Genomic DNA, 24,652 nt, shown 5'->3' on the forward strand with positions numbered 1-24,652 from the left:
ATCCTTTGAGGGAGCTTGCGACCGGCCTGAACCCTTATTTTTTTATTCCGGAACAATCCATTCCACTTTACAGTGACCTGTTGCAGGTGCAATCGCTTCTTTCAAGAAAGGCAAAATAGTATTCATTTGGCTTTCTAGTTTCCAAGGTGGGTTGATAACGATCATGCCTGATGCTGTCATACCACGCTCGTTTGTATCAGGGGATACACCTAATTCAATTTGAAGAATGTTACGGATATTTAGTTTTTTAAGGCCATTGATCATGTCGTCGATATCACAACGATTAACCACTGGGTACCAAATCGCATAAATGCCTGTAGCCCAACGTTTATGGCTTTGGCCAATCGCGTTAACCACATCGTAATATTCTTTTGCAAGCTCATAAGGTGGGTCGATTAATACCAAGCCTCTGCGCTCTGGTGGCGGCAAGCTTGCTTTTAATCGAGCAAAACCGTCTTCTTTATAGATAGATACTTGGCGATCACTGTGAAATTCTTGTTCAAGCAATGGGTAATCAGAAGGGTGAAGTTCGGTTAATACCATGCGGTCATAACAGCGTATATGCGCACGACCAACACAAGGAGACCCTGGGTAATAACGTAATTCACCGTCTTCATTTAATGCTTTTACGGCATCAAGGTAACTTGTGATTTCTTCTGGGATGTCTGTTTTATCCCAAATACGTTCGATACCTTGTTTGTATTCACCTGTTTTTTCAGACCATTCATGCGTTAAGTCGTAACGGCCAACCCCTGAATGGGTGTCGTGATAAACAAATGGCTTATCTTTTAGCGTTAATGAATTAAGGATAAGGCTTTGTACAATGTGTTTAACTACGTCGGCATGGTTGCCAGCATGAAAACTGTGACGATAACTTAGCATGAATGAACTCTCACTATTTGAATGGGAATATTATACCCAAGTTTATAACGCAATGTGCACACTCTTGCATCACCCATTGAAATTTAATCCATTAAGCACCATCTTAAGTAGATAGCGACATCAAATCGAATAAGAAATAAAAAGGAATGAATATGTCTAATCCGTTACTTACCTTTACTGACTTGCCTCTTTTTTCTCAAATTAAGCCAGAACACATTCAACCTGCAGTAGAACAAGCGATTGCAGATTGCCGAGCTAAAATAGAAGACGTATTGGCGTCTGATGCCGTACCAAGTTGGAACAGCATTATTGTTCCCCTTGCTGAAACGGATGATCGTCTAAGCCGCATTTGGTCACCAGTGAGCCATTTGAATTCAGTGCAAAACAGTAAAGCCCTGCGTGAAGCGTATGAAGCGTGTTTACCTATCCTTTCCGAGTACGGAACTTGGGTTGGGCAGAACAAAGCGCTCTATCACGCCTATAAAGAAATCAAAGCGAGTGCCGATTTTGCTACGCTTTCTCAAGCTCAACAAAAAACCATTATTGATGAATTGCGTGATTTTGAATTATCAGGCATTGGTTTACCCGCTGATCAACAAAAGCGTTACGGTGATATCAGTAAGCGCACGTCAGAATTAAGCTCAAATTTCAGCAACAATGTGCTTGATGCAACCATGGGTTGGTCAAAGCATATTACGGATGAAGCTGAATTATCAGGGTTACCTGAATCGGCGATGTCAGCGGCGAAAGCGGCGGCAGAAGCAAAAGAATTAGACGGTTGGTTACTGACATTAGAGATGCCATTGTACATTCCAGTCATGACGTACAGTGACAATAAACCACTGCGCCGTGAAATTTACGAAGCGTTTGTGACTCGTGCATCGGATCGTGGTCCAAATGCCGGTAAGTGGGATAACACCGATCTTATTTCAGAAGAGCTTAATCTTCGTCATGAAGTCTCGCGCCTATTGGGTTTCTCTTCGTACAGTGAAAAATCGTTAGCAACAAAAATGGCCGAGAGCCCAACGCAAGTCCTTGGTTTTTTAAATGACTTAGCAGCGAAGGCTAAACCTCAAGGTGAGCGCGAAGTTGCAGAGCTAAAAGCGTTTGTAAAAGAAGAGTTTGATATTGATGAGTTGGATCTATGGGATGTGACTTATTACTCTGAAAAATTAAAGCAAAAGCTATATCAGATTTCAGATGAAGAATTACGTCCTTATTTCCCTGAATCAAAAGCCGTATCTGGCCTATTTGAAGTGCTAAACCGTGTGTTTGGTATGACAGTGGTAGAGTGTGAAGGCGTTGATGTATGGCACGAATCAGTGCGTTTCTTTGATATCTTCGATTCAACCAACACCTTACGTGGCAGCTTCTATTTAGATTTATACGCGCGTGAACACAAACGTGGTGGTGCATGGATGGATGAATGTCGTGTTCGTCGTTTGACTGAAAATGGTGAACTGCAAACGCCTGTCGCGTATTTAACGTGTAACTTCAGTAAGCCTGTTGGTGGTAAGCCTGCGTTATTTACTCATGATGAAGTAGTGACGTTATTTCACGAATTTGGTCATGGTATCCACCACATGCTAACGCAAATTGATGTGGCGTCAGTGTCGGGTATTAATGGTGTGCCTTGGGATGCGGTTGAGCTACCAAGTCAGTTCTTAGAAAATTGGTGTTATGAAGAAGAAGCACTCGCGTTTATTTCTGGTCACTATGAAACGGGTGAGCCATTACCAAAAGAAATGTTAGATAAAATGCTGGCGGCGAAAAACTTCCAATCAGCGATGTTTATTTTGCGTCAGTTAGAATTCGGGATGTTCGATTTCACACTGCACACAAATTACGATCCAGATCTAGGTGCAAAAGTATTAGAAACCCTAGCAGAAGTAAAAGCAAAGGTAGCGGTATTACCTAGTGTCGAGTGGAACCGTTTTTCTCACAGCTTTAGTCATATTTTCGCGGGCGGTTACGGTGCGGGTTATTACAGCTATCTATGGGCAGAAGTATTATCAGCCGATGCGTTCTCGCGTTTTGAAGACGAAGGAATTTTCAACACGGAAACAGGCCAAAGCTTCTTGAATAATATTCTTGAAATGGGCGGCAGTGAAGAACCTATGGAATTATTTAAACGCTTCCGTGGTCGTGAACCTCAAGTGGATGCCATGTTACGTCATGCGGGCATTGGTGCGTAATAAACTAAGCAAGTAAGTGCCATAAATAAAACGCCTCAATAATTATATTGAGGCGTTTTTTGTTTTAAAGCGTTTATTTCTTATAGGGCTTAATCACGACTATTTTTACTTCATCGCCTTGGTGTAGTGGCGTATTTTCTTCTAATCCATTCCATATCGCTGTCTCTTCTGCCGATAAATCAGAATGATTACGCTTGGTTAGCTCATTGACACTTTCGCCTTTTATTGCCGTAGTAATCGCGATCTCTTTTTGAGTTATTGCTGCAATTTGTGCATCTGTGATTGGTTGTAAAGAGAGGGCTGAAATGCTGACTTCACTTTTGTTTTTCGCGGTACTTAGAGTTAGTACTTGATAAGTGATGTCGTTCAAATCGAGCCAATATTGGGTGATAAACGTGTCTTGTTTTCCTTCTTTATCCGTTAATTGCACGTTATACATGGTTGCTCCCCATGTTAACTCAACCGTATTTACTGGCGCTAAGTAATTATATTTAAGTTCAAGGTACTGACTAAAGCGATGCGCTGTTTGCTCAGCAGTGTATTGAGGCTCGGAAACGGAGAGAGCGACAAAACCATCGTGTGTCTCATTGATCGCCGCAACAACTTGAGGTTGGTTTACTGTTTGCCACTCTTTAGGGAATACTACGGTAAAGCCCATCGTAGGCTGAATGAATGTTGATTCAGAAAAAACACCATTTTCTGGATTTTCACCGACGACTAACCCATTGAGTTTATAGAGAAAATTAGGCTTAATCGGTTTTTGAGGTATCACTCTTAATGCATTTGCCGATAGATCGACATGCTTAACACGTTCTGGTGTGTAAGGGTGGCTATCAAAGTAGCTTTTTTCAGTTTCCGTCTGCGTTTTAAATTCAATCGCATCATTTATACGAGCTAAAATAACGCCCATCGCCATGGGATTATAGCCAGATTTTGCCGCTAAATTTACACCAAGTTCATCTGATTCTGTTTCATGAGAACGACTGTAGTTTGCCATTAATAAATCGTTGCTAAAGGTAAACGGGGTATTAATTAGATTACCTAAGTCTTCATTTATTATGCTGCCAACAATGTTGCCGGGTAATTGAGTTATGCCAGGCAGAATACTTCGCTTCATTTGCTGAATTGAATGCCTTTCTGTGACATGAATAATTTCATGAGCCAATACACAGGCGAGCTCGTCTTCATTGTTCATTAGAGTTAACAAACCCCGAGAAATATAAATATAACCACCAGGGAGGGCAAACGCATTTGGGATTGGGTCATCAATAATTTCAAATTTAAAATCAAACTGTGGTGAATCAAGATGAGAGACTAAGCGAGCACCCACTTGTTTGACGTATTGATCGAGTGATTCATTTTGATATATCCCCATTTGTTGCTCAATAACGAGTGAGTTTTTTTCTCCGACGGATTTATCGTAGTTTGGACTTATTGAGCAAGCAGAGATAGATAAAGAGAGCAGAGTCGTCCCTGTGATTTTTGTGATGTTCGATATGCTTTTCATAGGCATTCCTTGGCCTTATGTTGAGTTAATTTGTATTCGAAGGTGACAGTGTTGAGGCGGGGAAAATAATAAATGAAGCCCTTCTGAGTAGATCAAAAGAGCTTACGATGATTCATAAAGATGGCATTAAGCCCATTGAATCACTTCATCTGCGTGTTTCTGGCATTCTTCTTTTACCATTTCAATGAATTCAACCCCTGTTTTAGAGCATGTCCATTTTTCATCAGTATAAGCAAAGTGAAAGCCGCCAGATTTAGACGCTAACCAGACCTCATGCATTGGTTCTTGTTTATTGATCACGATTTGGCTGCGGTTTTCAAATTCTAAGGTCAATACGTTTCCTGTGATTATTGGCTCAATGTCTGCGCCAGAATCATCAATCATATCTTCAAGTAATTGCAGTTTCGCATCAACTAATTCGTGAAATTCAGTATTATTCATCTTGTTTATCCTATTGCTTTTCTTGGCTGTGGTGCGATTATAGAGAGCATAACCAGATATTAACACTAATGGTAAAATCTTATGCAAAAAAGAGTGATGGCGTTAATGCTACTGAGTGTCTTAGCATTGGCGGGCTGCGGTCAAACTGGTGGGTTATATATGCCAACGGATGATGCACCAAAAACAGAAGCCGCAGAATAGTGTATTTGTAATAAATGTATTCATGCACTGAAATCTATTAATAGAATAACTGAAAACTAGACAAGGAAGATGACATTGGATTATTTCAATTATAAGGACGATGGACAGCTTTGGGCTGAAGAACGACCAATTACACAATTGGCTGAGCAATATGGTACGCCATTGTATGTGTATTCTCGTGCGACGTTAGAGCGCCATTGGAATGCATTTGATAGCTCGGTCGGTGAGCAACCTCACCTTGTGTGCTATGCCGTTAAAGCAAACTCAAACATTGGTGTATTGAATGCGCTTGCCCGTCTAGGTTCAGGTTTTGATATCGTTTCTCAAGGTGAACTTGAGCGTGTGGTTGCCGCTGGTGGTGATCCTACGAAAGTCGTGTTTTCTGGTGTTGGTAAAACAGCAAAAGAAATGCGCCGCGCATTAGAATTAAACATTAAATGTTTCAACGTAGAATCGGAACCAGAGCTTGAGCGCTTAAATGCAGTCGCTGAAGAGATGGGTGTGATTGCTCCAATTTCATTGCGAATTAATCCTGATGTTGATGCAAAAACACACCCGTATATTTCTACTGGTTTGCGTGACAATAAATTTGGTATCGCGTTTGATCGCGCACCAGAAGTGTACAAATTTGCACAAACGTTACCGAACTTAAATATCCAAGGCATTGATTGCCATATCGGTTCTCAATTAACGGACATTACGCCATTCATTGATGCAACGGATCGCTTGTTAGCGTTGATTGATGACTTAAAAGCACAAGGTGTGAATATTCGCCACCTTGATGTTGGTGGTGGTTTAGGCGTGGTTTATCGTGATGAATTACCGCCTCAACCGTCAGAATACGCTACGGCATTATTAAGTCGCTTAACGGGTCGTGAGGAGTTAGAGCTTATTTTTGAGCCGGGTCGTGCGATTGCAGCAAATGCGGGGATATTAGTGACTAAAGTTGAGTTCCTAAAACATACGGAACACAAAAACTTTGCGATCATTGATGCCGCAATGAATGATTTAATGCGTCCAGCGTTGTATCAAGCATGGCAAGACATTGTGCCTGTTGTTCCGCGTGAAGGCGAAGCTCAAAGTTATGACTTAGTTGGCCCTATTTGTGAAACGGGTGATTTCTTGGGTAAAGATCGTGATTTAGTTCTTGAAGCGAATGATTTATTGGCTGTTCGTTCATCGGGTGCGTATGGCTTTGTTATGTCATCAAACTACAATACACGTACTCGTGCGGCAGAAATAATGGTCGATGGCGATCAAGTGCATCTTGTTCGTAAGCGAGAAGAATTAAGCTCTTTGTGGGAGCTGGAATCTATTTTACCAAACTAACTTAGAATAAAGAGCAAGAGGCTTAGGCTGCTTGCTCTTTTGGTATTCAACCTAGAAAGATAAAATAAAAAGAAGAACAACTATGCACTTTCATTTTTCTAAAATGCACGGGCTAGGCAATGACTTTATGGTGGTTGATTGCTTAACTCAAAATATTTTCTTTTCACCAGATTTGATCCGTCGTCTGGCTGATCGTAATCGCGGTATCGGTTTTGATCAGTTATTGGTGGTTGAAGCTCCCTATGATCCTGAAACTGATTTCCATTACCGAATTTTTAATTCTGATGGCACAGAAGTAGAACAATGCGGTAATGGCGCTCGTTGTTTTGCTCGTTTTGTCCGAATGAAAGGCTTAACGAATCGAACGACTATTTCGGTAAGCACGAAAAAAGGAAAAATGAGTTTAAAAGTGGAAGATGATGACCAAATTACGGTGAACATGGGTGAACCTCAATTTGAACCAAACAAAATTCCATTTAAAGCGACTCAAGCTGAAAAAACCTATTTATTGCGTGCGGAAGATAAAACATTATTTTGTGGTGCGGTGAGTATGGGTAATCCACATTGCGTGACGGTGGTGGATGATGTCGATAATTACGATGTTGATAAATACGGCCCATTAGTGGAAGGGCATGAACGTTTCCCTGAGCGAGTAAACGCAGGCTTTATGGAGATAGTTTCTCCGAGCGAAATTAAATTACGTGTGTATGAACGTGGTGCGGGTGAAACTCAAGCGTGCGGAAGCGGTGCTTGCGCAGCGGTTGCCATAGGCATAATGCAAGAGCTCCTAGAAGAAGACGTTAAAGTGTCTTTACCTGGTGGTGATTTACGTATTGTTTGGCAAGGCCCGGGTAAACCGTTATTTATGACAGGGCCTGCGACACACGTTTATGACGGTCAATTATCAATATGAATGAAGTAACACCAATAATAGAGCCACAGCCGACTCAACTAACGGAAGACGTTGTGGCTCAATTTTTAATGGATCACCCTGATTTTTTTCAACAGCATCCTGAGCTTCTTGGGCGAATTAAAGTAGATACTCCTGAGCGAGGCGTAGTTTCTTTAGTTGAAGTACAAGTCAGTAAGCTACGTAATCGTATTGGTGATTTAGAAGAAGAAATTACTCAGTTAATGTCACTCGCGGCAAAAAATGATCGCTTATTTCATGACTTTGCTGATGTTCAAAAACAATTATTGATGTGTGAGTCATTTGATCAAGCCGCTAAAATTATAGAGCAGAAAGCCGTCGTGCTGAATTTAACGGCTTATATAAAAATCATTGATCATGCTCATCCTAAATACAATGTAGATAAAACAGCCCTCGATAATTTCATGAAAAAATTCTTGAATGGTCGTTCTGCATACTTAGGGCGCTTGCGTCAAACTGAGCGTGATAGCTTATTGGCCTATGGTGGGCTAAATGCCTCAAATTCAGAATTGGGGTCATTTGCTGTTTTACCATTAGGACAGTCAACCCCGATGGGGATCATGGCTTTTGCTAGCCGTGATGGTGGCCATTTTCAACCGAATATGGATACGTTATTTTTGGAACAACTTGTGAGTGTGTTCCATTACTTACTAACTCAGTGGTCTAAAGCACATAATGAGTGAATCATTACCTCCGCAATATGAAAAACACCTAACTGCATTTTTCGAGTTCTTGCGTAATGAAAAGGGATTGAGTATTTATACTCAACGTAACTATAAGCGCCAGTTAACAACCATTGCTGAGCAGTTAATTGAACTTGGTGTTGATTCTTGGCAAGACGTTGATGCTGGATGGGTTCGACAAATCACCAGTAAAGGCATGCGTTCGGGATTGAAAGCGAGCAGCTTATCGACTCGACTGTCTTCATTACGCAGTTTTTTTGATTTCTTAGTCTTACGTAATGTATTGCAAGCAAACCCCGCGAAAGGTGTTTCTGCGCCTCGTAAATCTCGACCATTACCAAAAAATATTGATGTGGATGAGATGGGGCTGTTACTGGAAGTGAATGAAGATGATCCATTATCGATTCGAGACCGAGCGATGATGGAGCTAATGTACGGCGCGGGTTTACGTTTGGCTGAATTAGTCGGAATTGATGTTCGAGACATTCAATTACGCCAAGGTGAATTACGAGTTATTGGTAAGGGGGATAAAGAGCGTAAAGTCCCTTTTTCTGGGAAAGCGAAAGAATGGTTAGGACACTGGCTGCAAGTGCGAAACCAATTAGCGAACCCAGAAGAGAAAGGATTGTTTGTTTCTAAATTAGGCGTTCGAATTTCTCATCGAAATGTGCAAAAACGTATGGCTGAGTGGGGAATGAAGCAAGGGGTGAATAGCCACATTAGCCCACACAAACTACGTCACTCATTTGCTACGCATATGCTTGAATCGAGCGGTAACTTACGTGCAGTACAAGAATTATTAGGACACGAAAATATTTCTACTACGCAAATCTATACCCATTTAGATTTTCAACATCTTGCTCAAGCGTATGATCAAGCGCATCCAAGAGCGAAGAAAAAATAGAGATAAAGTATCGTAATTTCACTTATTGATAATAAAAAGCCAGTGAGAGCATATGATTGTTCCATTGGCTTTTTTAGTTTCTTAATATACTGTTTTTAAATGGTTAATCAGTAATTGGCCTATGATAGGCCAACTACTTAAAATGCTATTTTAACAATAAATTTTCTAAGTAATGAGCAACGGCTTCGTCAGCGCAAGAACCAATGACTTCATTATTTGGTAAGGCTTTTTTTACTTTTTCATGCGATGTTCCCATCACAATCCCTTTGCCTGCCATGCTCAACATTTCGTAGTCATTCATGCCATCACCAAAGGCGATGCAGTTTTCGAGTGTTTTACCTAATAATTTAGCAACGGCATCGAGTGCTGCACCTTTAGATACTTCTGATGCCATCACTTCTAAGCACCAAGGTGTCGAGAATGCGACCATCAATTGGTCACCAAATTTTTCTTTTAATTGGTTTTCATATTGAACTAAATATTCGTGTTCAGGCATGGTGACAAATATTTTAGCAATATTTTCAAGTGGTGGATTTTCTACATCAAATAAGGTGTAAGTGAAGCCATTGTCATGAAATTCTTTTAATTCTTCGTCTTCTTTATTTAAAAACCATTGGTCATCTGAGTAGATATGTATAGACAACAGGTCATCATTTTTTAAAAGATCGATCACTTGAGGAATTAATGTTTGAGGAACATTTTTACTGTAAATCAGTTGGTCATTTTCATCATGCACACGAGCACCGTTTGAGGTGATCATATAAGCCGGAATACCCACTTCATTACGTAGATTACCAACATCAATGTGATGGCGGCCAGTCGCAAAAATAAAAGTGAGTTCTTGTTGATGAAGTTTATTGAGTGTTTTTTTCGTGAAGTCAGCAAGTTTGTGTTCTGGAGTAAGCAGTGTGCCGTCAAGATCAGACGCAACGATAGTAATCATAAAGCCTCATGGTGAAAATTGGAGTTCAAAGTTAACTGAGGCCAGTTTACGTCACTTTGTAATGAAAAAAGAGGGTAAAGATAGCAATTATGATCTTTCCCCTTTTAGTCTGCCGCGGAGGCATTATTTTTTTGAATGAGCCCCAAAGAAAGCGAATGTTTCCTGTAAGGCTTGATTTCTGCAGGCATCAGATTCAAATAATAATTCATGCTTTGCCTCTTTAATCGTGATGAGCTGGCAATTAGGGGCTTTTTTCTGAAATTTGAGGTGTGACTTGTTATCTACAATTTTATCTTTTTCACCCTGCATTAATAAGGTTGGTATTGTGCAGGCCGGTGCTTGAGCAATACACCGTTTTGCTCCTTTAATACCTTGATTAACCCAGTGATTACTTGGGCCACCAATTTGCAGTTCCGGGAAGGTTTGATATAAATCTCTAAACCATTGGTAACGAATTTCACTGGTGGTTAGTGGATTATCTAAAAACGGTTTTGCTTGATAAGGGGATTGACCTAACGCATAAGAAGGCAGGGCAGACCATTGACTTAAATAATGACTAACAGGGCTTGCGATAGGCTTTAACCACGGTTTCATGTAAATACCGTGCATTGGTGCGCTTAATACAAGGGCAGAGTATGGGTGAGAAAAACATTGAACGTATTGCGTTGCAATAGCGCCTCCCATTGAGTGACCAAGAAGGTAGCAGTCTTCATAATTCTCGGGTGTAATCAATGATTGAGTCATGGTGTTGAGATCAAGAATGTAATCATTAAAATCTTCAATGTGGCCAATGTCGATATTGTCTGTTAAACGATCGGATAAGCCTTGCCCACGATGATCAAATGAATAAATGTCATAACCTTGGCAAAATAAATCATAAAAGAGTTCTTGGTATTTATACACACTCTCAATACGACCATTAACCACCATGATCGCTTTCTTATGACTTGGACTTGTGAAACTTACCCAGTGTAGTTGAGTGGTTTTTTCACCTTGTAGAAATCCATGTTGACGCTTCTCCCAAAATGGAGCTACGTTGTATTTCATGGTATCAAGGTATTGTGGTTCTTGAGTAAGTTCAGGTGCTGTCATAAAGGTCACTATTTTAAAATAACTACATCAATGAGGTATTATAAGGATAATTAAGAAAGGAATATCATATTTTAGTAAGTTCTTGTGTGGTTCTTAATCAAACTCATGTTTTTAGGCGACACATTATACTATGATGTGACGTTTCCAATAGGACTAGGTTTCTTTTAGGTTTTTATCAAGTTTTTTGGTATTCTGCCGTTATAAATACTTAATCTTATTTTGTTTCTCACAGGATACCGCTTTCAAATTATGTATGCATACGTTGCTCGACAACCGATACTTAATCGAAAAAAACAAACGATAGGGTATGAACTCCTTTTTCGTGATGGTGAAAGCAACGCTTTTCCTGATGATATAGAAGCGAATCAAGCGACTTGCCGATTGTTGGTCGAGAACTTTATGTCGGTCGGCTGTAATCCTGCTTTAGAATCTCCTCGTAGTTTTATCAATTTCCCGCAAGAATCATTGATTTCTCTCATACCTACGTCATTTCCGAAACGAAAAATTGTAGTAGAAGTACTAGAGACGTGCATTCCTAATGATGAATTATTCAGTGCGATTAAACATTTACACCGCATGGGCTATATCATTGCATTAGATGATTTTAGTTTAGATGCGGTGTGGGATCGTTTTTTACCTTATGCACATATCGTGAAATTAGACATCATGCAATTGGGTATCAATGTTGCTTGTGACTATGTGAAGAAAAAGAAACGAGAAGGCTGTAAACGTCATTATTTAGCGGAGCGTGTTGAAACAAATGAAGAGTTTCAGCAAGCATTTGATGCCGGTTTTTATTTCTATCAAGGGTATTTCTTTAGTAAACCTGAAATCATAAAAAATCGAGTGGTTAAACCCGAAGAAGTATTAACGATGCAATTGTTTCAAGAAGTGTGTCGTGATGACGTTAATTTCAATCGTATTGAGCAGCTTATTGCTCAAGATGTGTCGTTGTCTTATCAGTTATTAAAATTCGTCAATACGTCAGCCGTTCGTTTAGAAAAACCGATTTCGTCTTTTAAACAAGCGTTAGTGTATTTGGGTGAAGAACAAATCAAAATGTTTGTCACTTTAGTCGCGACAGCCCACGCGGCAATCAATAAGCCCAAAGAATTGTATAAACAATCGCTGATTAAAGGGCGTTTTTGTGAATTAATGATTTGTAAGTGCCAGAATGGGACGCCGGGACAACAGGCGTTTATTGTGGGATTGTTTTCGTTATTAGACGCGTTGTTGGATCGTAATTTTGATGAATTACTGGTTCAATTGTCTTTATCTGAAGATATTGAGCAAGCATTATTAACACAATCAGGTCTGCTTGGTTCTATGTTAAAGCTGTATGAAAATGTAGATAAAGGAGATTGGACTCATATTGATCAAGTCAGTCGCTCTTTGGGTTTCTCTGCAAAAACGGTTGAAAAAACTTACGAAGAAGCTGAAAAATGGTATCAAGACATCCTTTCTAAATGATCAAAAAGCTCTATTTCTTGAAAGGAATAGAGCTTAATATTGATGACCTACCGCATTATCACTGACAATAATTGATTAAATCGACTTTATCAGAAAAGAGTCGCTGTACTATTTGATGGCATTCTTGTGTTAGTGAGATGACCGTTTCTGCCTTTTCTGGGTTCACTAAATCATACTCCCCTTCCACATTATAATTAAATCCGTCACCGGTAATCATTATTGGATTAATTGAAATTCGGCCCCTGTTTGCCGAAATATGAATTGGCTCAATATTGATTGGGTAGATGGTTTTTTTATCCATTGTATGTTCTTTCTTGCGTTGTGTTTGGGCACTAACGTCTTTTTCTGATTGGCTTTCGTCTGGAATGAGCCCGAGTTTTAGTTGCCACAAATCTTTGGCCGTTTCTGTTGTTGTCGTTTCTCTTGGAATAACGTTTAAATCGCCATCAAAGCTGTAATTAAAACTGTCTTTATTTACCGCTAATCCATTACCTGAAAAAGTAAATTCAGCCATTCCTTCTAAAGGTATTGGGTTGGGAAGCCATTTCGCTAAATCCGAGAGAGGGATACCATCACCATAAGCCTCAAGTTGCCATGGCTGACTGTCTTGTTTGAGGTTAATACTGCCATTTAGTCCAATTAACCCTTCTGTTAATGGGAATAGAGCGCGATCTATTGTCCACAGTCCATTATTCGTGTTTGTTTCGATCAATAGTTGTTGAGTGAGCAAATAATTTAAGCTGGCATTTGAAGCACTTATTGATAATTTCCCGTCCCATAAAGCCCATTGATAATAACGAAGTAAATCCAGATCATGACCTTCTACGTTTAAACCAGACAACTGGAATGGATGAGCCGTTTCAAGTTGAATAATCTGAGAATTATTAATGTCTAAGTTGGCGATTTTCACTTGTTCTAATTGAGTGAGATAGTTGCTGATTGAATCGAGTTCTTGAGGACTGATTAACCATTTTATTTGGTTTAAAGTGAGAGACGATAAATTGATCGTGGTAGGAGAAAGCAGTCCTGAAAGTTGAATGTTGCCATTAAAAACATCCAGTGAAAGATTGGAAATAGTCGCTTTTTTATTTGTTAGCGTTAACTCTATGATTGGCTTATTAATAATGGTGTCTTTCCATACCAAGCTATCGGCACTAAAGGAAATATTCGCGTCATTTTGCTGCCAAATCTTATAAGGAAGAAGAATGTTTTCAGCAGAAAGACTGAGATCATTGACAGAGAATTGAGGTAATTCAATATTCACATCGAGTAGATCGATTCGTTCGAATTGATACGTGAAACCTTGTTCTGAAAGCCATTGTAGAGGCTTTCCAATAATGTCGGCATTATCCGATTCTAAATTAAATTTACGCAGTGTAAATTGAGGAATAACCCATAACTTATTTTCTTTTAATTCGGCTTGAGCTGTAATGGTGCTATTGCGCCAAGTTAATGAAATCCCCTGTAATGCCGTATAGTTTTCAGTGTAATAACCATCAATTAAGACGTCATCTAGGGCTTCACCTTGCCAGTAAAGTTGTTGAGTAGATAATTGAAACTCCCCTTTAAAAGGCAGTCCTTTTTCATTATGCACATCATAGTTACTTAATTGGATTTGTGCTTCACGTACGACCAATCCATCCTCTGCAAAATCTAAATTAGAAATACTGAGCTGAGAGATTGAAAACCAATTGAGTTTTTTAGTATTAGGCAGTCCGTTTTGTAGGCTAATGCCATCAATTTTCACACTATCAAAAGCGAGTTTATTATTTTGAATTGGATGCTTAGAAAGCCATAAATCAATTTGTTGAATGGGTAGCTCTGGCTCAGAATGAATCACGACATCAGAGATGGTGAGGTGCAGAGGATCGTGAATAGAATAGGAGATCCCACCAAAGGAGAGCGTTTGATGAGTCAACTTTTCAACGACTGGATTCAATAATGGCTGTGCGTAAGGCGTATGTAAAAGAGATAAGAATGCCGCCACAAGTAATAAACAAAGAGTGAGCAGCCAACCGAGGCTTTTCAACGTGGTGTACATTGATTAACTCCAATAAGAAAAATAGATGAACAGAAAGAGTGGAGTAAAAAACAGGTTCAATCAAGTTATTGTCGTTGTTTACTCAAGAGTAATCACGATTTCGAGGAAAATAGAATCAAGCTTTATTGTTATTGGCCTATTTATGGGTAAAAAAAGCCCTTCGAATGAAGGGCTTAAATAAAAACGATTTACATGTAAGGCGGATTAATCCAGCTGAGGACCTGCTTTTACAAGCGCTTTCCCTTCGTCATTATCTGTGTATTGAGCAAAGTTTTTGATGAAGCGTTGTGCTAAATCTTCCGCTTTACTGTCCCATTGTAGTGGGTCTGTATATGTATCACGAGGGTCAAGAATTGAGGTATCAACACCTGGTAGTGATGTCGGTACTTCAAGGTTAAAGACTGGAATGTTTTTCGTTTCTACATTATCAATAGAACCATCTAAAATTGCATCGATGATACCACGCGTATCTTGAATTGAGATACGTTTGCCTGTGCCGTTCCAACCTGTGTTTACGATGTAAGCTTCTGCACCAGCCGCTTCCATACGTTTCACCAATACTTCTGCGTATTGTGTTGGGTGTAGTGTTAAGAACGCAGCACCAAAAGCAGCAGAGAATGTTGGTGTTGGTTCTGTAATGCCACGTTCAGTACCGGCTAATTTAGCGGTAAAACCGGATAAGAAATGATATTTCGTTTGTTCTGGCGTTAATTTAGCAACAGGAGGTAGAACACCAAATGCATCAGCGGTTAAGAAAATAACCTTGTTTGCATGACCTGCTTTTGAAATCGGTTTAACGATATTATCAATGTGATAGATAGGGTAAGAAACACGGGTGTTTTCTGTTTTAGAACCGTCATCAAAATCAATCGAACCATCATTGCGAACGGTTACGTTTTCTAATAGTGCATCACGACGAATGGCATTAAAAATATCCGGTTCAGCTTCTTTAGATAAACGAATGGTTTTCGCGTAACAGCCACCTTCAAAGTTAAAGATACCATCATCATCCCAACCGTGTTCATCATCCCCAATTAACTGACGTTTTGGATCCGTTGATAGGGTTGTTTTACCTGTACCTGATAAGCCGAAGAATACAGCAACATCGCCTTCCTTACCTACGTTAGCTGAACAGTGCATAGACGCAATGCCTTTTAATGGAAGTAAGTAATTCATCATTGCGAACATGCCTTTTTTCATCTCACCGCCGTACCAAGTACCACCGATGATTTGAACACGCTCTGTTAAGTTGAAGGCAACAAAGTTTTCAGAGTTTAACCCTTGTGCTTCGTAATTTGGATTGGTTGCTTTTGCGCCATTCATGACGACAAAATCAGGTTCAAAACTTTCTAATTCTTCGTCCGTTGGGCGAATAAACATATTTTTCACAAAGTGAGCCTGCCATGCGACTTCCGTGATAACTCGAACACTAAGGCGAGTATCAGGGTTTGCACCACAGAAGCCATCAATAACAAACAAACGTTTGCCTGATAGTTGTTCTGTAACAAGCGCTTTTAAATCATCCCAGACTGCAGGGGTAATGGCTTTGTTGTCATTTTTACCTTGATCAGACCACCACAAGGTATCTTTGGTTGTTTCATCTTTTACGATGTATTTATCTTTTGGCGAACGACCGGTAAAAATACCAGTATCTACCGCAACAGAGCCAAGTTCTGTCATTACACCACGTTCATAACCTTCTAAATCAGGACGCGTTTCTTCTTCAAAAAGTACGTCATAGCTAGGGTTACGAAGAACTTCCGTCACGTTGCTTAAGCCGTGTTGAGAAAGATCAAGTTGTGCAGCCTTTTTGTGTTCCATTACAGTCATAGGTGCTCCTTAAAGGAATTTTGTAGGGATTTTAATATTCTAATTATTTTAATATTGTTTACTGCTACCCATGCTACCAACGCGGTAAATTGAAAACAGGGAGTCATATCATGAAATAACCACAAAGTGGTACGGGTTATTTAATCACCATCACAAAATAGCAATATGTCTATTCTACTCTTAATGAAATCGATTGCGCTAGATGCAATTGATTATTATTTAATCAAAATTAAGTGTGGATAAGTGGGATCAAAAATGTGCTTTGCATCAAAAAAAACCATAAAAAAAGCCAACCTAATGGCTGGCTTTAAAACAAAATAAAGAACTTATTCTGTATGAAGAATTAATGAACCGTGTCATTACCTTTCGTGGCTTCTTCAAAAAGATGAGCAACATCAATGCTGTCAAAGTCGTAACTGGTACCACAGTAATCACAATGAAGAGACACTTTGCCTTCAGTTGCAATAATGTCATCCACTTCTGAACGTTCAATCGTAATGATGGCGCCGCCACTGCGTTCACGAGAACACCCACAGAAAAATTCAACGTTTTGAGGTTCAAACAACTGAACTTTATCTTGGTTATACAAACGGTAAAGTACATCTTCCGCTTCTAAGCTGAAGAGTTCTTCGTTTTTAACGGTATCCGTTAGTTGCTCTAAATGCTCAAAATCATCCGAAGAGCCAGTCCCATCAGGCATGACTTGAAGTAGCATACCCGCAGCGTGTGGTTTGCCTTCAAATTCCCCAAGACGTAACCATAAACGAGTTTTTAATTGTTCAGAACGCTCAAAGTATCCTTCAAAACATTCGGCTAAATCTTTCCCTTCAAGAGCAACGACACCTTGGTAACGTTCGCCGTCTTTAGGTGAGATAGTAATAACTAAATAACCTTTCCCCATTAGTTGGTGTAATGTCGCGTCGTCAGCAATTTCGCCTTCAAAGCGAGCAACGCCACGAACTTTTTGATCGTTATCACCGTTAATAACCACAAGAGAGACAGGACCATTACCTTGAAGTTGAAGCGTAATCGATCCTTCAAATTTCAACGTGGCGGTTAATAATGTGGTTGCAACTAATAGCTCACCCAATAAGTTTTGTACTGGCTTTGGGTATTCCTTGCTAGAAATAATTTGTTGGTAAGCATCATCTAATTGAACTAATTCACCACGAACGGATAAATCTTCAAACAGGTAACGATGCAATGTGTTATTTGCCATGAAATACTCCAGCAATTGTATTAGAGGTTACAGTTATCGCTATTATAGCCGCTATAACCTTGAGAAAAGGTAAATAAAGAAGAAAGTCAGTTATTGTTGCTTAAACTTCATGATATCACGTCGTTGTTTTTTATCTGGACGTTTATCAGGATGCGGGCTCCCAAGGGAGTTTAATTTGCGTAATTTCGCATTTTCTTCACGACGCTCAATACTGCTTTGTGTTTCTTTGTAAAGAGTTTGTGCAACGGGAGCACCACGGCGTTGATCGGAGATGATCTCGACGATCACGGTGATCTCTTCATTATTCCCTTGGCGAAGCTTTACTTCCGCACCAAGATCGATAATTTTACTTGGTTTTGCACGCTGGCCATTATAATGAACTTTACCGCCATCAACCATATTGCGTGCCACTGAGCGTGTTTTGTAAAAACGAGCTGCCCAGAGCCATTTATCAAGTCTTACACCTTCAATAGTGTTGGATTTTGAACTCATGATGGATACCTATGTCTTATCTCAGCTAACTAAGATGGTGGCTGTAAATTATTTTTCAATCTTTTGGCACGAATTAATCAAAATTCATAACCAATTAGAGTCATTAATGAGAAATGATGCTCTAATATGAAAAGTATTCCTTATATTTACGTGATATGGCTTTAAGTATCTTAATAAAAAGGTAATGCCTACAGTAATTGTGGCTCTTTATTTTATAATTATAAAATGCATCAAATAATTAAAGAAGATCATTTAAGAAAAGGATAATCAAAAGCAGATGGTAACAAATATGAAAATCGATAAATTCCCTCAATATTGGTTAATCTATCAATCGACTATTTCAAAAGGATTAACGGTTATCTTAGTTGCCTGGTTTGCATGGATTTGTGGATCATTATTTTGGGCAATGTTGTCACCGCAGACGTCGGTTTCAAAATGGTCTCCTTCAACGGTTGCAGCGCATTCTTCAAAGCCGAAAACATCGACAGACTCATTATCTGAATTGCTTAATAGCCAAGTCTTTGGGCGTTATAGCGAAGAAGCTAAAAAGTCAGAACAACCTAAGATTACTGAAGTCAAAGATGCGCCTAAAACGCAGTTAAATTTGACGCTAGCAGGCATTGTGGCGAGCAGTAACCCTAAATTTAGTCTTGCTGTTATTGCTAATCGCGGACAGCAAAATACCTATGGAATTGAAGAAACAATTGATGGTACACGAGCAACGGTAAAGGCGATTAGCCCTGATCGTATCATTATTTCAAATAATGGTCGTGATGAAACGCTAATGCTTGAAGGACTTGAGTACACCAAAATCTCGACAGAAAAAAATCATACCGGTAGCTCAGGCACTGTGATCGGGAATAACCGTCAAAATTCAAATCAAGATGAATTAGAACAAATTCGTAAGGAAATGGCTCAAAACCCACAATCAGTGCTGAAGTACATTCGTCTTTCTCAAGTGAGTAATGATGGAAAAATTGAAGGGTATCGAGTGAATCCAGGTAAAGACAGAAAACTGTTTGATTCTGTTGGTTTAAAGCCTGGAGACATTGCAACCAGTTTAAATGGGATTGATTTAACGGATCCCGCGGCAATGAGTTCATTGTGGAAAAACATGTCAGAAATGACGGAATTAAATTTAACGGTTCAGCGTGATGGACAGTTACATGACATCTTTATCGGTCTATAAAAACTGGTAATTAATGAATTAAGGGTATGTTGTGAAAAAGTGGATGGGCAAGGGAGCCTTATTACTGGCGAGTAGCATGGTGTGGACATCAGCTATCGCCAATGACTTTAGTGCCAGTTTTAAAGGGACGGATATTCAAGAGTTCATCAACATTGTTGGTCGAAATTTGGAAAAAACCATTATTGTTGACCCTTCAGTACGCGGAAAAGTGGATGTTCGTAGCTACGATTTATTGAATGAAGAACAATATTATCAATTCTTTTTAAGTGTCCTTGAAGTCTATGGCTACGCGGTCGTTGAAATGGATTCTGGTATTTTAAAAGTCATTAAAGATAAAGATGCGAAAACGTCGGCAGTTCCTGTTCTAGGAGCAAAAGATAACATAACGGGTGATGCGGTAATTACTCGTGTTATTGCGGTTCGTAATGTCTCTGTACGAGAGCTTTCACCTTTATTACGTCAGCTGAATGATAATGCGGGCGCGGGTAATGTGGTTCATTACGATCCGGCGAACATTATTATGATCACAGGTCGTGCGGCGGTGGTTAATCGCCTTGCTGAGATTATTGAACGAGTCGATCAGGCGGGTGATAAAGAAGTTGAAGTGGTTGAGCTTAAAAATGCATCGGCGGCCGAGATGGTTCGTATTGTTGATGCTTTGAATAAAACAACGGAAGCAAAAAACACTCCGGCTTTCTTACAACCAAAATTGGTTGCCGATGAGCGAACTAACTCAGTATTAATTTCTGGGGATCCTAAAGTTCGCCAACGATTGAAAAAATTAATTAAGCAACTTGATGTAGAAATGGCAACGAAAGGCAATAACCAAGTGGTTTACTTACGCTATGCCAAAGCAGAAGATTTAGTTGATGTGCTTAAAGGGGTTTCTGACAATCTAGAAGCCGGTAAAGGAAGTGGCAAGCAATCGGGTTCAAGTAATCGTGGTAATGTCATGATTTCAGCTCATGCGGATACTAATGCGATCGTTATCACTGCACCGCCAGATATTATGCGTGCAGTGAAAGATGTGATTGCTCAATTAGATATCCGTCGTGCTCAAGTATTAATTGAAGCGCTGATAGTCGAAATGGCGGAAGGTGATGGCGTTAATCTTGGTGTGCAATGGGGTAATTTAGAAACCGGCGCAATGATTCAATACAGCAATACGGGAGCCTCAATTGGCGGCACCATGGTGGGCTTAGAAGAAGCTAAAGACAGCACCACGACAACTGCTGTTTATGATAGCGATGGTAAGTTTTTAAGAAATGAAACCACAACAGAAGAGGGTGATTATACGGCACTTGCTTCTGCGCTTGGTGGCGTTCAAGGTGCGGCGGTTAGTATTATGATGGGGGATTGGACTGCGTTGATAACGGCGGTATCGACTGATTCGAATTCAAATATTCTGTCATCACCAAGTATTACGGTCATGGATAATGGTGAAGCGTCATTTATTGTCGGTGAAGAAGTTCCTGTATTAACAGGGTCTACTTCTGGTTCAAATAACGAGAACCCATTCCAAACAGTTGAACGTAAAGAAGTCGGTATTAAGCTAAAAGTGGTCCCTCAAATCAATGAAGGGAACTCGGTTCGTTTGGATATTGAACAAGAAGTGTCTAATGTATTGGGTGCGAATGGGGCGGTTGATGTTCGCTTTGCTAAGCGCCAGTTAAGTACGTCGGTCATGGTAGAAGATGGCAAAATGTTAGTACTGGGTGGTTTGATTGATGAACGAGCGATGGAAAGTGAATCAAAAGTTCCATTCCTTGGTGATATTCCGATTTTAGGCTATTTATTCAAATCAACCAGCACTCAAGTTGAAAAGAAAAATTTAATGATATTCATTAAACCAACCATTATTCGTGATGGCATGACATCGGATGGTATTACTCAGCGTAAATACAATTATATTCGTGCAGAGCAACTATACAATGCACAGAAAGGCTTGAAGTTAATGGATGATACGAATATTCCGGTGTTACCAACATTTGATGAGGGCATAAAACACCCCGCTGAAATTCAAGCGTTCTTTGAACAGTTTGATGATGAACATAAGGGTAAGGAAAAATAATGGCGGACATGCTGTTTCCTCATTCTGTCGCGGTACTGCGTTTGCCTTTTTCATTTGCGAAAAGGCACTCAGTGGTTATTGAACTCAGACCTGAAGGTTGGGTGTTGTTTTATGTAACAACACCGTCACCGATGGTGTTGTGTGAAATTCGACGTGTATGTAAATCAGAATTTTCATTAAGCCAATTAGAAAAAGAAGAGTTTGATACGAAAGTGACTCAGGTATACCAACGTAATTCATCAGAAGCACAGCAATTGATGGAAGACATTGGGGCTGATAATGATGATTTCTTTTCGTTGGCTGAAGAACTGCCAGACAATGACGATTTATTAGAATCAGAAGATGATGCGCCCATTATCAAATTGATTAACGCCATGTTAGGCGAAGCAATCAAAGAAGGGGCGTCGGATATTCACATAGAAACGTTTGAAAAAGTACTGTCGATTCGTTTCCGTGTCGATGGTGTATTACGTGATGTCATTAGTCCTAGCCGTAAATTAGCGCCGTTATTAGTCTCTCGTGTGAAAGTGATGTCCAAGTTGGATATCGCCGAAAAACGTGTCCCTCAAGATGGCCGTATTTCATTACGTATCGGTGGCCGAGCCGTCGATGTGCGTGTGTCTACCATGCCGTCGTCTCATGGTGAGCGTGTGGTAATGCGTTTATTGGATAAGAATGCCACTCGCCTTGATTTACACAGCTTAGGTATGACTGCGGATAATCATCAAAAATTCCAACATATCATTAAACGACCTCATGGCATTATTCTTGTTACGGGTCCAACTGGGTCTGGTAAATCGACGACGTTGTATGCAGGGTTAGGTGAATTAGACAGCACTCAATCAAACATATTAACGGTTGAAGACCCGATTGAATTTGATATTGATGGCATTGGTCAAACGCAAGTAAACCCAAAGGTTGATATGACGTTTGCTCGTGGTTTACGTGCGATTCTTCGTCAAGATCCTGATGTGGTTATGATCGGTGAAATTCGAGATTTAGAAACCGCAGAAATTGCTGTTCAAGCGTCGTTAACGGGTCACTTAGTGATGTCTACATTGCACACTAACACCGCTGTTGGTGCGATTACTCGTCTTCGAGATATGGGTATTGAGCCTTTTCTTATCTCATCGTCTTTGCTTGGCGTTCTTGCTCAGCGCTTGGTTCGAACTCTATGTAAAGAGTGCAAGGCGCCTTATCAAGCGGATGATGAACAAAAGAAATTATTCTCTTTATTACCAGCGGATGACTTAGTGCTTTATAAGCCGAATGGTTGTGATCATTGTAATGGTAAAGGGTATCGTGGGCGTACTGGTATTCATGAATTGCTTATTGTTAATGAGAAAGTTCAGGAACTGATTCATAAAGAAGCCGGCGAGCAAGAGATCGAAAAAGAAGTACGTAAAAATACTCGCGGTATTCAACAAGATGGTTTATTGAAAGTACAAAAAGGCATTACGACATTAGAAGAGGTGATGCGAGTCACTCGGGAAGGATAAATGGCAGCCTTTGAATACAAAGCCCTCGAAAAAAATGGCAAACAGAAAAAAGGCGTAATGGAGGGCGATAATGCTCGCCAAGTTCGCCAGCGTTTAAAAGAGCAAGGGTTAATCCCTGTTGAAGTCATTGAAACAAAATCAAAACAGCAAAAAGCCGCTTCTCAAGGGTTGAGTTTTAAGCGCGGCATCAGTGTGAATGATCTGTCGTTAATTACTCGTCAACTGGCGACGTTAGTTCTGGCGGGTATGCCATTAGAAGAGTGTTTAAAAGCCGTTGCTGAGCAAGGTGAAAAACCGCATATTCGCAGTATGATGATGGGCGTAAGATCAAAAGTAATTGAAGGTTATCCATTAGCTGAAAGCTTTGGTGGATACCCTCATGTGTTTGATGATTTATTTTGCTCAATGGTGGCTGCGGGTGAAAAATCGGGTCACTTAGATACCGTATTAAATCGCTTAGCGGATTACGCTGAAAATCGTCAAAAAATGCGCAGTAAATTACAACAAGCGATGATTTATCCGATCATGCTAACGTTAATTGCGGTGGCTGTTATCTCATTCTTATTAGCGACCGTTGTGCCTAAAATTGTCGATCAATTTGTGCAAATGGGGCAAGGGCTTCCTGCCGTCACAGAGATACTTATCGCGGCCAGTAATTTTGTTGTTCACTGGGGTATTGTTGTTGTTGTTGTCATTGTTGCGATTATTTTTGGGATCAAATGGCTATTAACGAAGCCTCATTTACGTTTGGCGTGGGATAAAAAGATCTTACGATTGCCTGTGGTTGGTAAGGTGGTTCGTGGTCTAAATACCTCTCGTTTTGCTCGTACTCTGTCTATTTGTACTTCCAGTGCGATCCCTTTATTGGATGGGATGAAAGTTGCGGCAGACGTAATGAGTAATAAATACTTTAAACAGCAAGTGCTTGAAGCTGCAGATAATGTACGTGAAGGGGCAAGTTTGCGTATTTCTTTAGAGCAAACCAAATTGTTCCCCCCAATGATGTTACATATGATAGCCAGTGGTGAGCAAAGTGGAGAGTTAGAGCAAATGCTAACGCGTTCTGCGGATAACCAAGACCGAGATTTTGAATCTTTAGTGAATATGGCTTTAGGTATTTTTGAGCCATTATTAATTGTCTTTATGGCAGGTATTGTACTTTTCATTGTTGTTGCGACACTTATGCCAATAATCGAATTAAACAATTTAGTTGGATAGTGAATAGACACTATCCTTTTCTTTTTTATTACTATGTTGAATTTTTAACGTCAGGAGTCATTCATGCAAGTCAATTCCGCTCAACGTAAACAAGGTGGCTTTACACTTTTAGAAGTGATGGTCGTTATCGTTATTCTTGGTGTGCTAGCTAGCTTAGTTGTCCCTAATTTATTGGGTAACAAAGAAAAAGCCGATCAACAAAAAGCGATCACAGATATCGTAGCACTAGAAAACTCATTGGATATGTACAAGTTAGATAACAGTGTATACCCAACGACAGATCAAGGCTTAGAAGCATTGGTATCGAAACCATCAGCAAGTCCAGAGCCTCGTAATTATCGTGCTGACGGTTATATTCGTCGTTTGCCAAATGACCCATGGGGTTATGAATACCAATACCTGAGTCCTGGTGATAATGGCACGATTGATATCTTCTCTTTAGGTGCTGATGGTCAAGAAGGCGGTGAAGGAGCTAATGCAGATATTGGTAACTGGAACATGCAAGACTTTTAATA

At 39.9% G+C, this 24,652-nt stretch carries 21 protein-coding genes; 12 read left to right on the forward strand and 9 right to left on the reverse strand.

Annotated elements, in window-relative coordinates; translation table 11 throughout:
• Positions 1–42: 42 nt before the first annotated feature.
• Positions 43–882, reverse strand: a complete 840-nt coding sequence (locus AACV33_RS00400) for a 23S rRNA (adenine(2030)-N(6))-methyltransferase RlmJ (protein WP_012549014.1) — start codon at positions 880–882, stop codon at positions 43–45.
• A gap of 152 nt (positions 883–1,034) precedes the next feature.
• Between AACV33_RS00400 and prlC the strand changes: the two genes are divergently transcribed.
• Entirely contained in the window at positions 1,035–3,077 is a 2,043-nt protein-coding gene (prlC, locus tag AACV33_RS00405) for an oligopeptidase A (protein WP_182699641.1), read from the forward strand.
• Positions 3,078–3,150: 73 nt separating this feature from the next.
• On the opposite strand, the gene AACV33_RS00410 is transcribed toward prlC, so the two are convergent.
• Positions 3,151–4,584, reverse strand: a complete 1,434-nt coding sequence (locus AACV33_RS00410) for a M48 family metallopeptidase (protein ID WP_255458496.1) — start codon at positions 4,582–4,584, stop codon at positions 3,151–3,153.
• 126 nt (positions 4,585–4,710) lie between these two features.
• A complete protein-coding gene (gene cyaY / locus AACV33_RS00415) occupies positions 4,711–5,025 on the reverse strand; it encodes an iron donor protein CyaY (protein ID WP_182699643.1) in 315 nt (104 codons plus the stop codon).
• Between the two features lie 81 nt (positions 5,026–5,106).
• Between cyaY and lptM the strand changes: the two genes are divergently transcribed.
• The 5 genes from lptM (at position 5,107) to xerC (ending at position 9,073) form a co-directional block, all read left to right on the forward strand.
• On the forward strand, positions 5,107–5,226 hold the full coding sequence (gene lptM, locus AACV33_RS00420; protein ID WP_083199069.1) for an LPS translocon maturation chaperone LptM: 120 nt from the start codon (positions 5,107–5,109) through the stop codon (positions 5,224–5,226).
• A gap of 75 nt (positions 5,227–5,301) precedes the next feature.
• Positions 5,302–6,555 (forward strand): diaminopimelate decarboxylase, encoded by a 1,254-nt coding sequence (lysA, locus tag AACV33_RS00425; protein ID WP_182699644.1) that lies wholly within the window; start codon positions 5,302–5,304, stop codon positions 6,553–6,555.
• Positions 6,556–6,637: 82 nt separating this feature from the next.
• Entirely contained in the window at positions 6,638–7,468 is an 831-nt protein-coding gene (gene dapF / locus AACV33_RS00430; RefSeq protein ID WP_017020939.1) for a diaminopimelate epimerase, read from the forward strand.
• The gene (locus tag AACV33_RS00435) at positions 7,465–8,169 is read left to right on the forward strand and encodes a DUF484 family protein (RefSeq protein ID WP_182699645.1); all 705 of its coding nucleotides are present in this window, start codon (positions 7,465–7,467) and stop codon (positions 8,167–8,169) included. Before dapF ends, AACV33_RS00435 begins: the two co-directional genes overlap by 4 nt.
• Positions 8,162–9,073, forward strand: a complete 912-nt coding sequence (xerC, locus tag AACV33_RS00440) for a tyrosine recombinase XerC (RefSeq protein WP_182699646.1) — start codon at positions 8,162–8,164, stop codon at positions 9,071–9,073. The genes AACV33_RS00435 and xerC overlap by 8 nt, the downstream gene beginning before the upstream one ends.
• 145 nt (positions 9,074–9,218) lie before the next feature.
• On the opposite strand, the gene AACV33_RS00445 is transcribed toward xerC, so the two are convergent.
• On the reverse strand, positions 9,219–10,016 hold the full coding sequence (locus AACV33_RS00445) for a Cof-type HAD-IIB family hydrolase (protein WP_017020941.1): 798 nt from the start codon (positions 10,014–10,016) through the stop codon (positions 9,219–9,221).
• A 123-nt stretch (positions 10,017–10,139) separates the two neighbouring features.
• Positions 10,140–11,108, reverse strand: coding sequence for an alpha/beta fold hydrolase (locus AACV33_RS00450; protein WP_182699647.1), 969 nt, complete (start codon positions 11,106–11,108; stop codon positions 10,140–10,142).
• 249 nt (positions 11,109–11,357) lie between these two features.
• On the opposite strand from AACV33_RS00450, the gene AACV33_RS00455 reads away from it, so the two are divergent.
• The gene (locus tag AACV33_RS00455) at positions 11,358–12,578 is read left to right on the forward strand and encodes an EAL and HDOD domain-containing protein (protein ID WP_017020943.1); all 1,221 of its coding nucleotides are present in this window, start codon (positions 11,358–11,360) and stop codon (positions 12,576–12,578) included.
• Between the two features lie 58 nt (positions 12,579–12,636).
• Here the strand turns inward: AACV33_RS00455 and AACV33_RS00460 are convergent, their stop codons facing one another.
• From AACV33_RS00460 to hslR, 4 genes are all read right to left on the reverse strand, one after another.
• On the reverse strand, positions 12,637–14,619 hold the full coding sequence (locus AACV33_RS00460; RefSeq protein WP_182699648.1) for an AsmA family protein: 1,983 nt from the start codon (positions 14,617–14,619) through the stop codon (positions 12,637–12,639).
• A gap of 204 nt (positions 14,620–14,823) precedes the next feature.
• Positions 14,824–16,449 (reverse strand): phosphoenolpyruvate carboxykinase (ATP), encoded by a 1,626-nt coding sequence (pckA, locus tag AACV33_RS00465; protein WP_012551345.1) that lies wholly within the window; start codon positions 16,447–16,449, stop codon positions 14,824–14,826.
• A gap of 343 nt (positions 16,450–16,792) precedes the next feature.
• On the reverse strand, positions 16,793–17,668 hold the full coding sequence (gene hslO / locus AACV33_RS00470; RefSeq protein ID WP_012551344.1) for an Hsp33 family molecular chaperone HslO: 876 nt from the start codon (positions 17,666–17,668) through the stop codon (positions 16,793–16,795).
• Between the two features lie 90 nt (positions 17,669–17,758).
• On the reverse strand, positions 17,759–18,160 hold the full coding sequence (hslR, locus tag AACV33_RS00475) for a ribosome-associated heat shock protein Hsp15 (protein ID WP_012551343.1): 402 nt from the start codon (positions 18,158–18,160) through the stop codon (positions 17,759–17,761).
• Positions 18,161–18,449: 289 nt separating this feature from the next.
• On the opposite strand from hslR, the gene gspC reads away from it, so the two are divergent.
• The 5 genes from gspC (at position 18,450) to gspG (ending at position 24,650) form a co-directional block, all read left to right on the forward strand.
• Positions 18,450–19,349 carry a type II secretion system protein GspC gene (gene gspC / locus AACV33_RS00480; RefSeq protein ID WP_231850859.1) on the forward strand — a complete coding sequence of 300 codons (900 nt, stop codon included), beginning with the start codon at positions 18,450–18,452 and terminating at the stop codon, positions 19,347–19,349.
• A 31-nt stretch (positions 19,350–19,380) separates the two neighbouring features.
• On the forward strand, positions 19,381–21,420 hold the full coding sequence (gspD, locus tag AACV33_RS00485; protein WP_017020946.1) for a type II secretion system secretin GspD: 2,040 nt from the start codon (positions 19,381–19,383) through the stop codon (positions 21,418–21,420).
• Positions 21,420–22,919, forward strand: a complete 1,500-nt coding sequence (gene gspE, locus AACV33_RS00490; RefSeq protein ID WP_182699649.1) for a type II secretion system ATPase GspE — start codon at positions 21,420–21,422, stop codon at positions 22,917–22,919. Before gspD ends, gspE begins: the two co-directional genes overlap by 1 nt.
• Positions 22,920–24,137 carry a type II secretion system inner membrane protein GspF gene (gspF, locus tag AACV33_RS00495; RefSeq protein WP_182699650.1) on the forward strand — a complete coding sequence of 406 codons (1,218 nt, stop codon included), beginning with the start codon at positions 22,920–22,922 and terminating at the stop codon, positions 24,135–24,137.
• A gap of 63 nt (positions 24,138–24,200) precedes the next feature.
• Positions 24,201–24,650 carry a type II secretion system major pseudopilin GspG gene (gene gspG, locus AACV33_RS00500; protein WP_012551338.1) on the forward strand — a complete coding sequence of 150 codons (450 nt, stop codon included), beginning with the start codon at positions 24,201–24,203 and terminating at the stop codon, positions 24,648–24,650.
• Positions 24,651–24,652 lie beyond the last annotated feature (2 nt).

The sequence above is a fragment of the Aliivibrio sp. SR45-2 genome (assembly GCF_963890165.1).
GTDB classification, from domain to species: domain Bacteria; phylum Pseudomonadota; class Gammaproteobacteria; order Enterobacterales; family Vibrionaceae; genus Aliivibrio; species Aliivibrio salmonicida.

Excerpts from the sequence above, each read along its gene's own strand:
- AACV33_RS00400 (WP_012549014.1), bottom strand. The coding sequence starts at position 882 with ATGCTAAGTTATCGTCACAGTTTTCATGCTGGCAACCATGCCGACGTA.
- prlC (WP_182699641.1), top strand. The coding sequence starts at position 1,035 with ATGTCTAATCCGTTACTTACCTTTACTGACTTGCCTCTTTTTTCTCAA.
- AACV33_RS00410 (WP_255458496.1), bottom strand. The coding sequence starts at position 4,584 with ATGAAAAGCATATCGAACATCACAAAAATCACAGGGACGACTCTGCTC.
- cyaY (WP_182699643.1), bottom strand. The coding sequence starts at position 5,025 with ATGAATAATACTGAATTTCACGAATTAGTTGATGCGAAACTGCAATTA.
- lptM (WP_083199069.1), top strand. The coding sequence starts at position 5,107 with ATGCAAAAAAGAGTGATGGCGTTAATGCTACTGAGTGTCTTAGCATTG.
- dapF (WP_017020939.1), top strand. The coding sequence starts at position 6,638 with ATGCACTTTCATTTTTCTAAAATGCACGGGCTAGGCAATGACTTTATG.
- AACV33_RS00435 (WP_182699645.1), top strand. The coding sequence starts at position 7,465 with ATGAATGAAGTAACACCAATAATAGAGCCACAGCCGACTCAACTAACG.
- xerC (WP_182699646.1), top strand. The coding sequence starts at position 8,162 with ATGAGTGAATCATTACCTCCGCAATATGAAAAACACCTAACTGCATTT.
- AACV33_RS00445 (WP_017020941.1), bottom strand. The coding sequence starts at position 10,016 with ATGATTACTATCGTTGCGTCTGATCTTGACGGCACACTGCTTACTCCA.
- AACV33_RS00450 (WP_182699647.1), bottom strand. The coding sequence starts at position 11,108 with ATGACAGCACCTGAACTTACTCAAGAACCACAATACCTTGATACCATG.
- AACV33_RS00455 (WP_017020943.1), top strand. The coding sequence starts at position 11,358 with ATGTATGCATACGTTGCTCGACAACCGATACTTAATCGAAAAAAACAA.
- AACV33_RS00460 (WP_182699648.1), bottom strand. The coding sequence starts at position 14,619 with ATGTACACCACGTTGAAAAGCCTCGGTTGGCTGCTCACTCTTTGTTTA.
- pckA (WP_012551345.1), bottom strand. The coding sequence starts at position 16,449 with ATGACTGTAATGGAACACAAAAAGGCTGCACAACTTGATCTTTCTCAA.
- hslO (WP_012551344.1), bottom strand. The coding sequence starts at position 17,668 with ATGGCAAATAACACATTGCATCGTTACCTGTTTGAAGATTTATCCGTT.
- hslR (WP_012551343.1), bottom strand. The coding sequence starts at position 18,160 with ATGAGTTCAAAATCCAACACTATTGAAGGTGTAAGACTTGATAAATGG.
- gspC (WP_231850859.1), top strand. The coding sequence starts at position 18,450 with ATGAAAATCGATAAATTCCCTCAATATTGGTTAATCTATCAATCGACT.
- gspE (WP_182699649.1), top strand. The coding sequence starts at position 21,420 with ATGGCGGACATGCTGTTTCCTCATTCTGTCGCGGTACTGCGTTTGCCT.
- gspF (WP_182699650.1), top strand. The coding sequence starts at position 22,920 with ATGGCAGCCTTTGAATACAAAGCCCTCGAAAAAAATGGCAAACAGAAA.
- gspG (WP_012551338.1), top strand. The coding sequence starts at position 24,201 with ATGCAAGTCAATTCCGCTCAACGTAAACAAGGTGGCTTTACACTTTTA.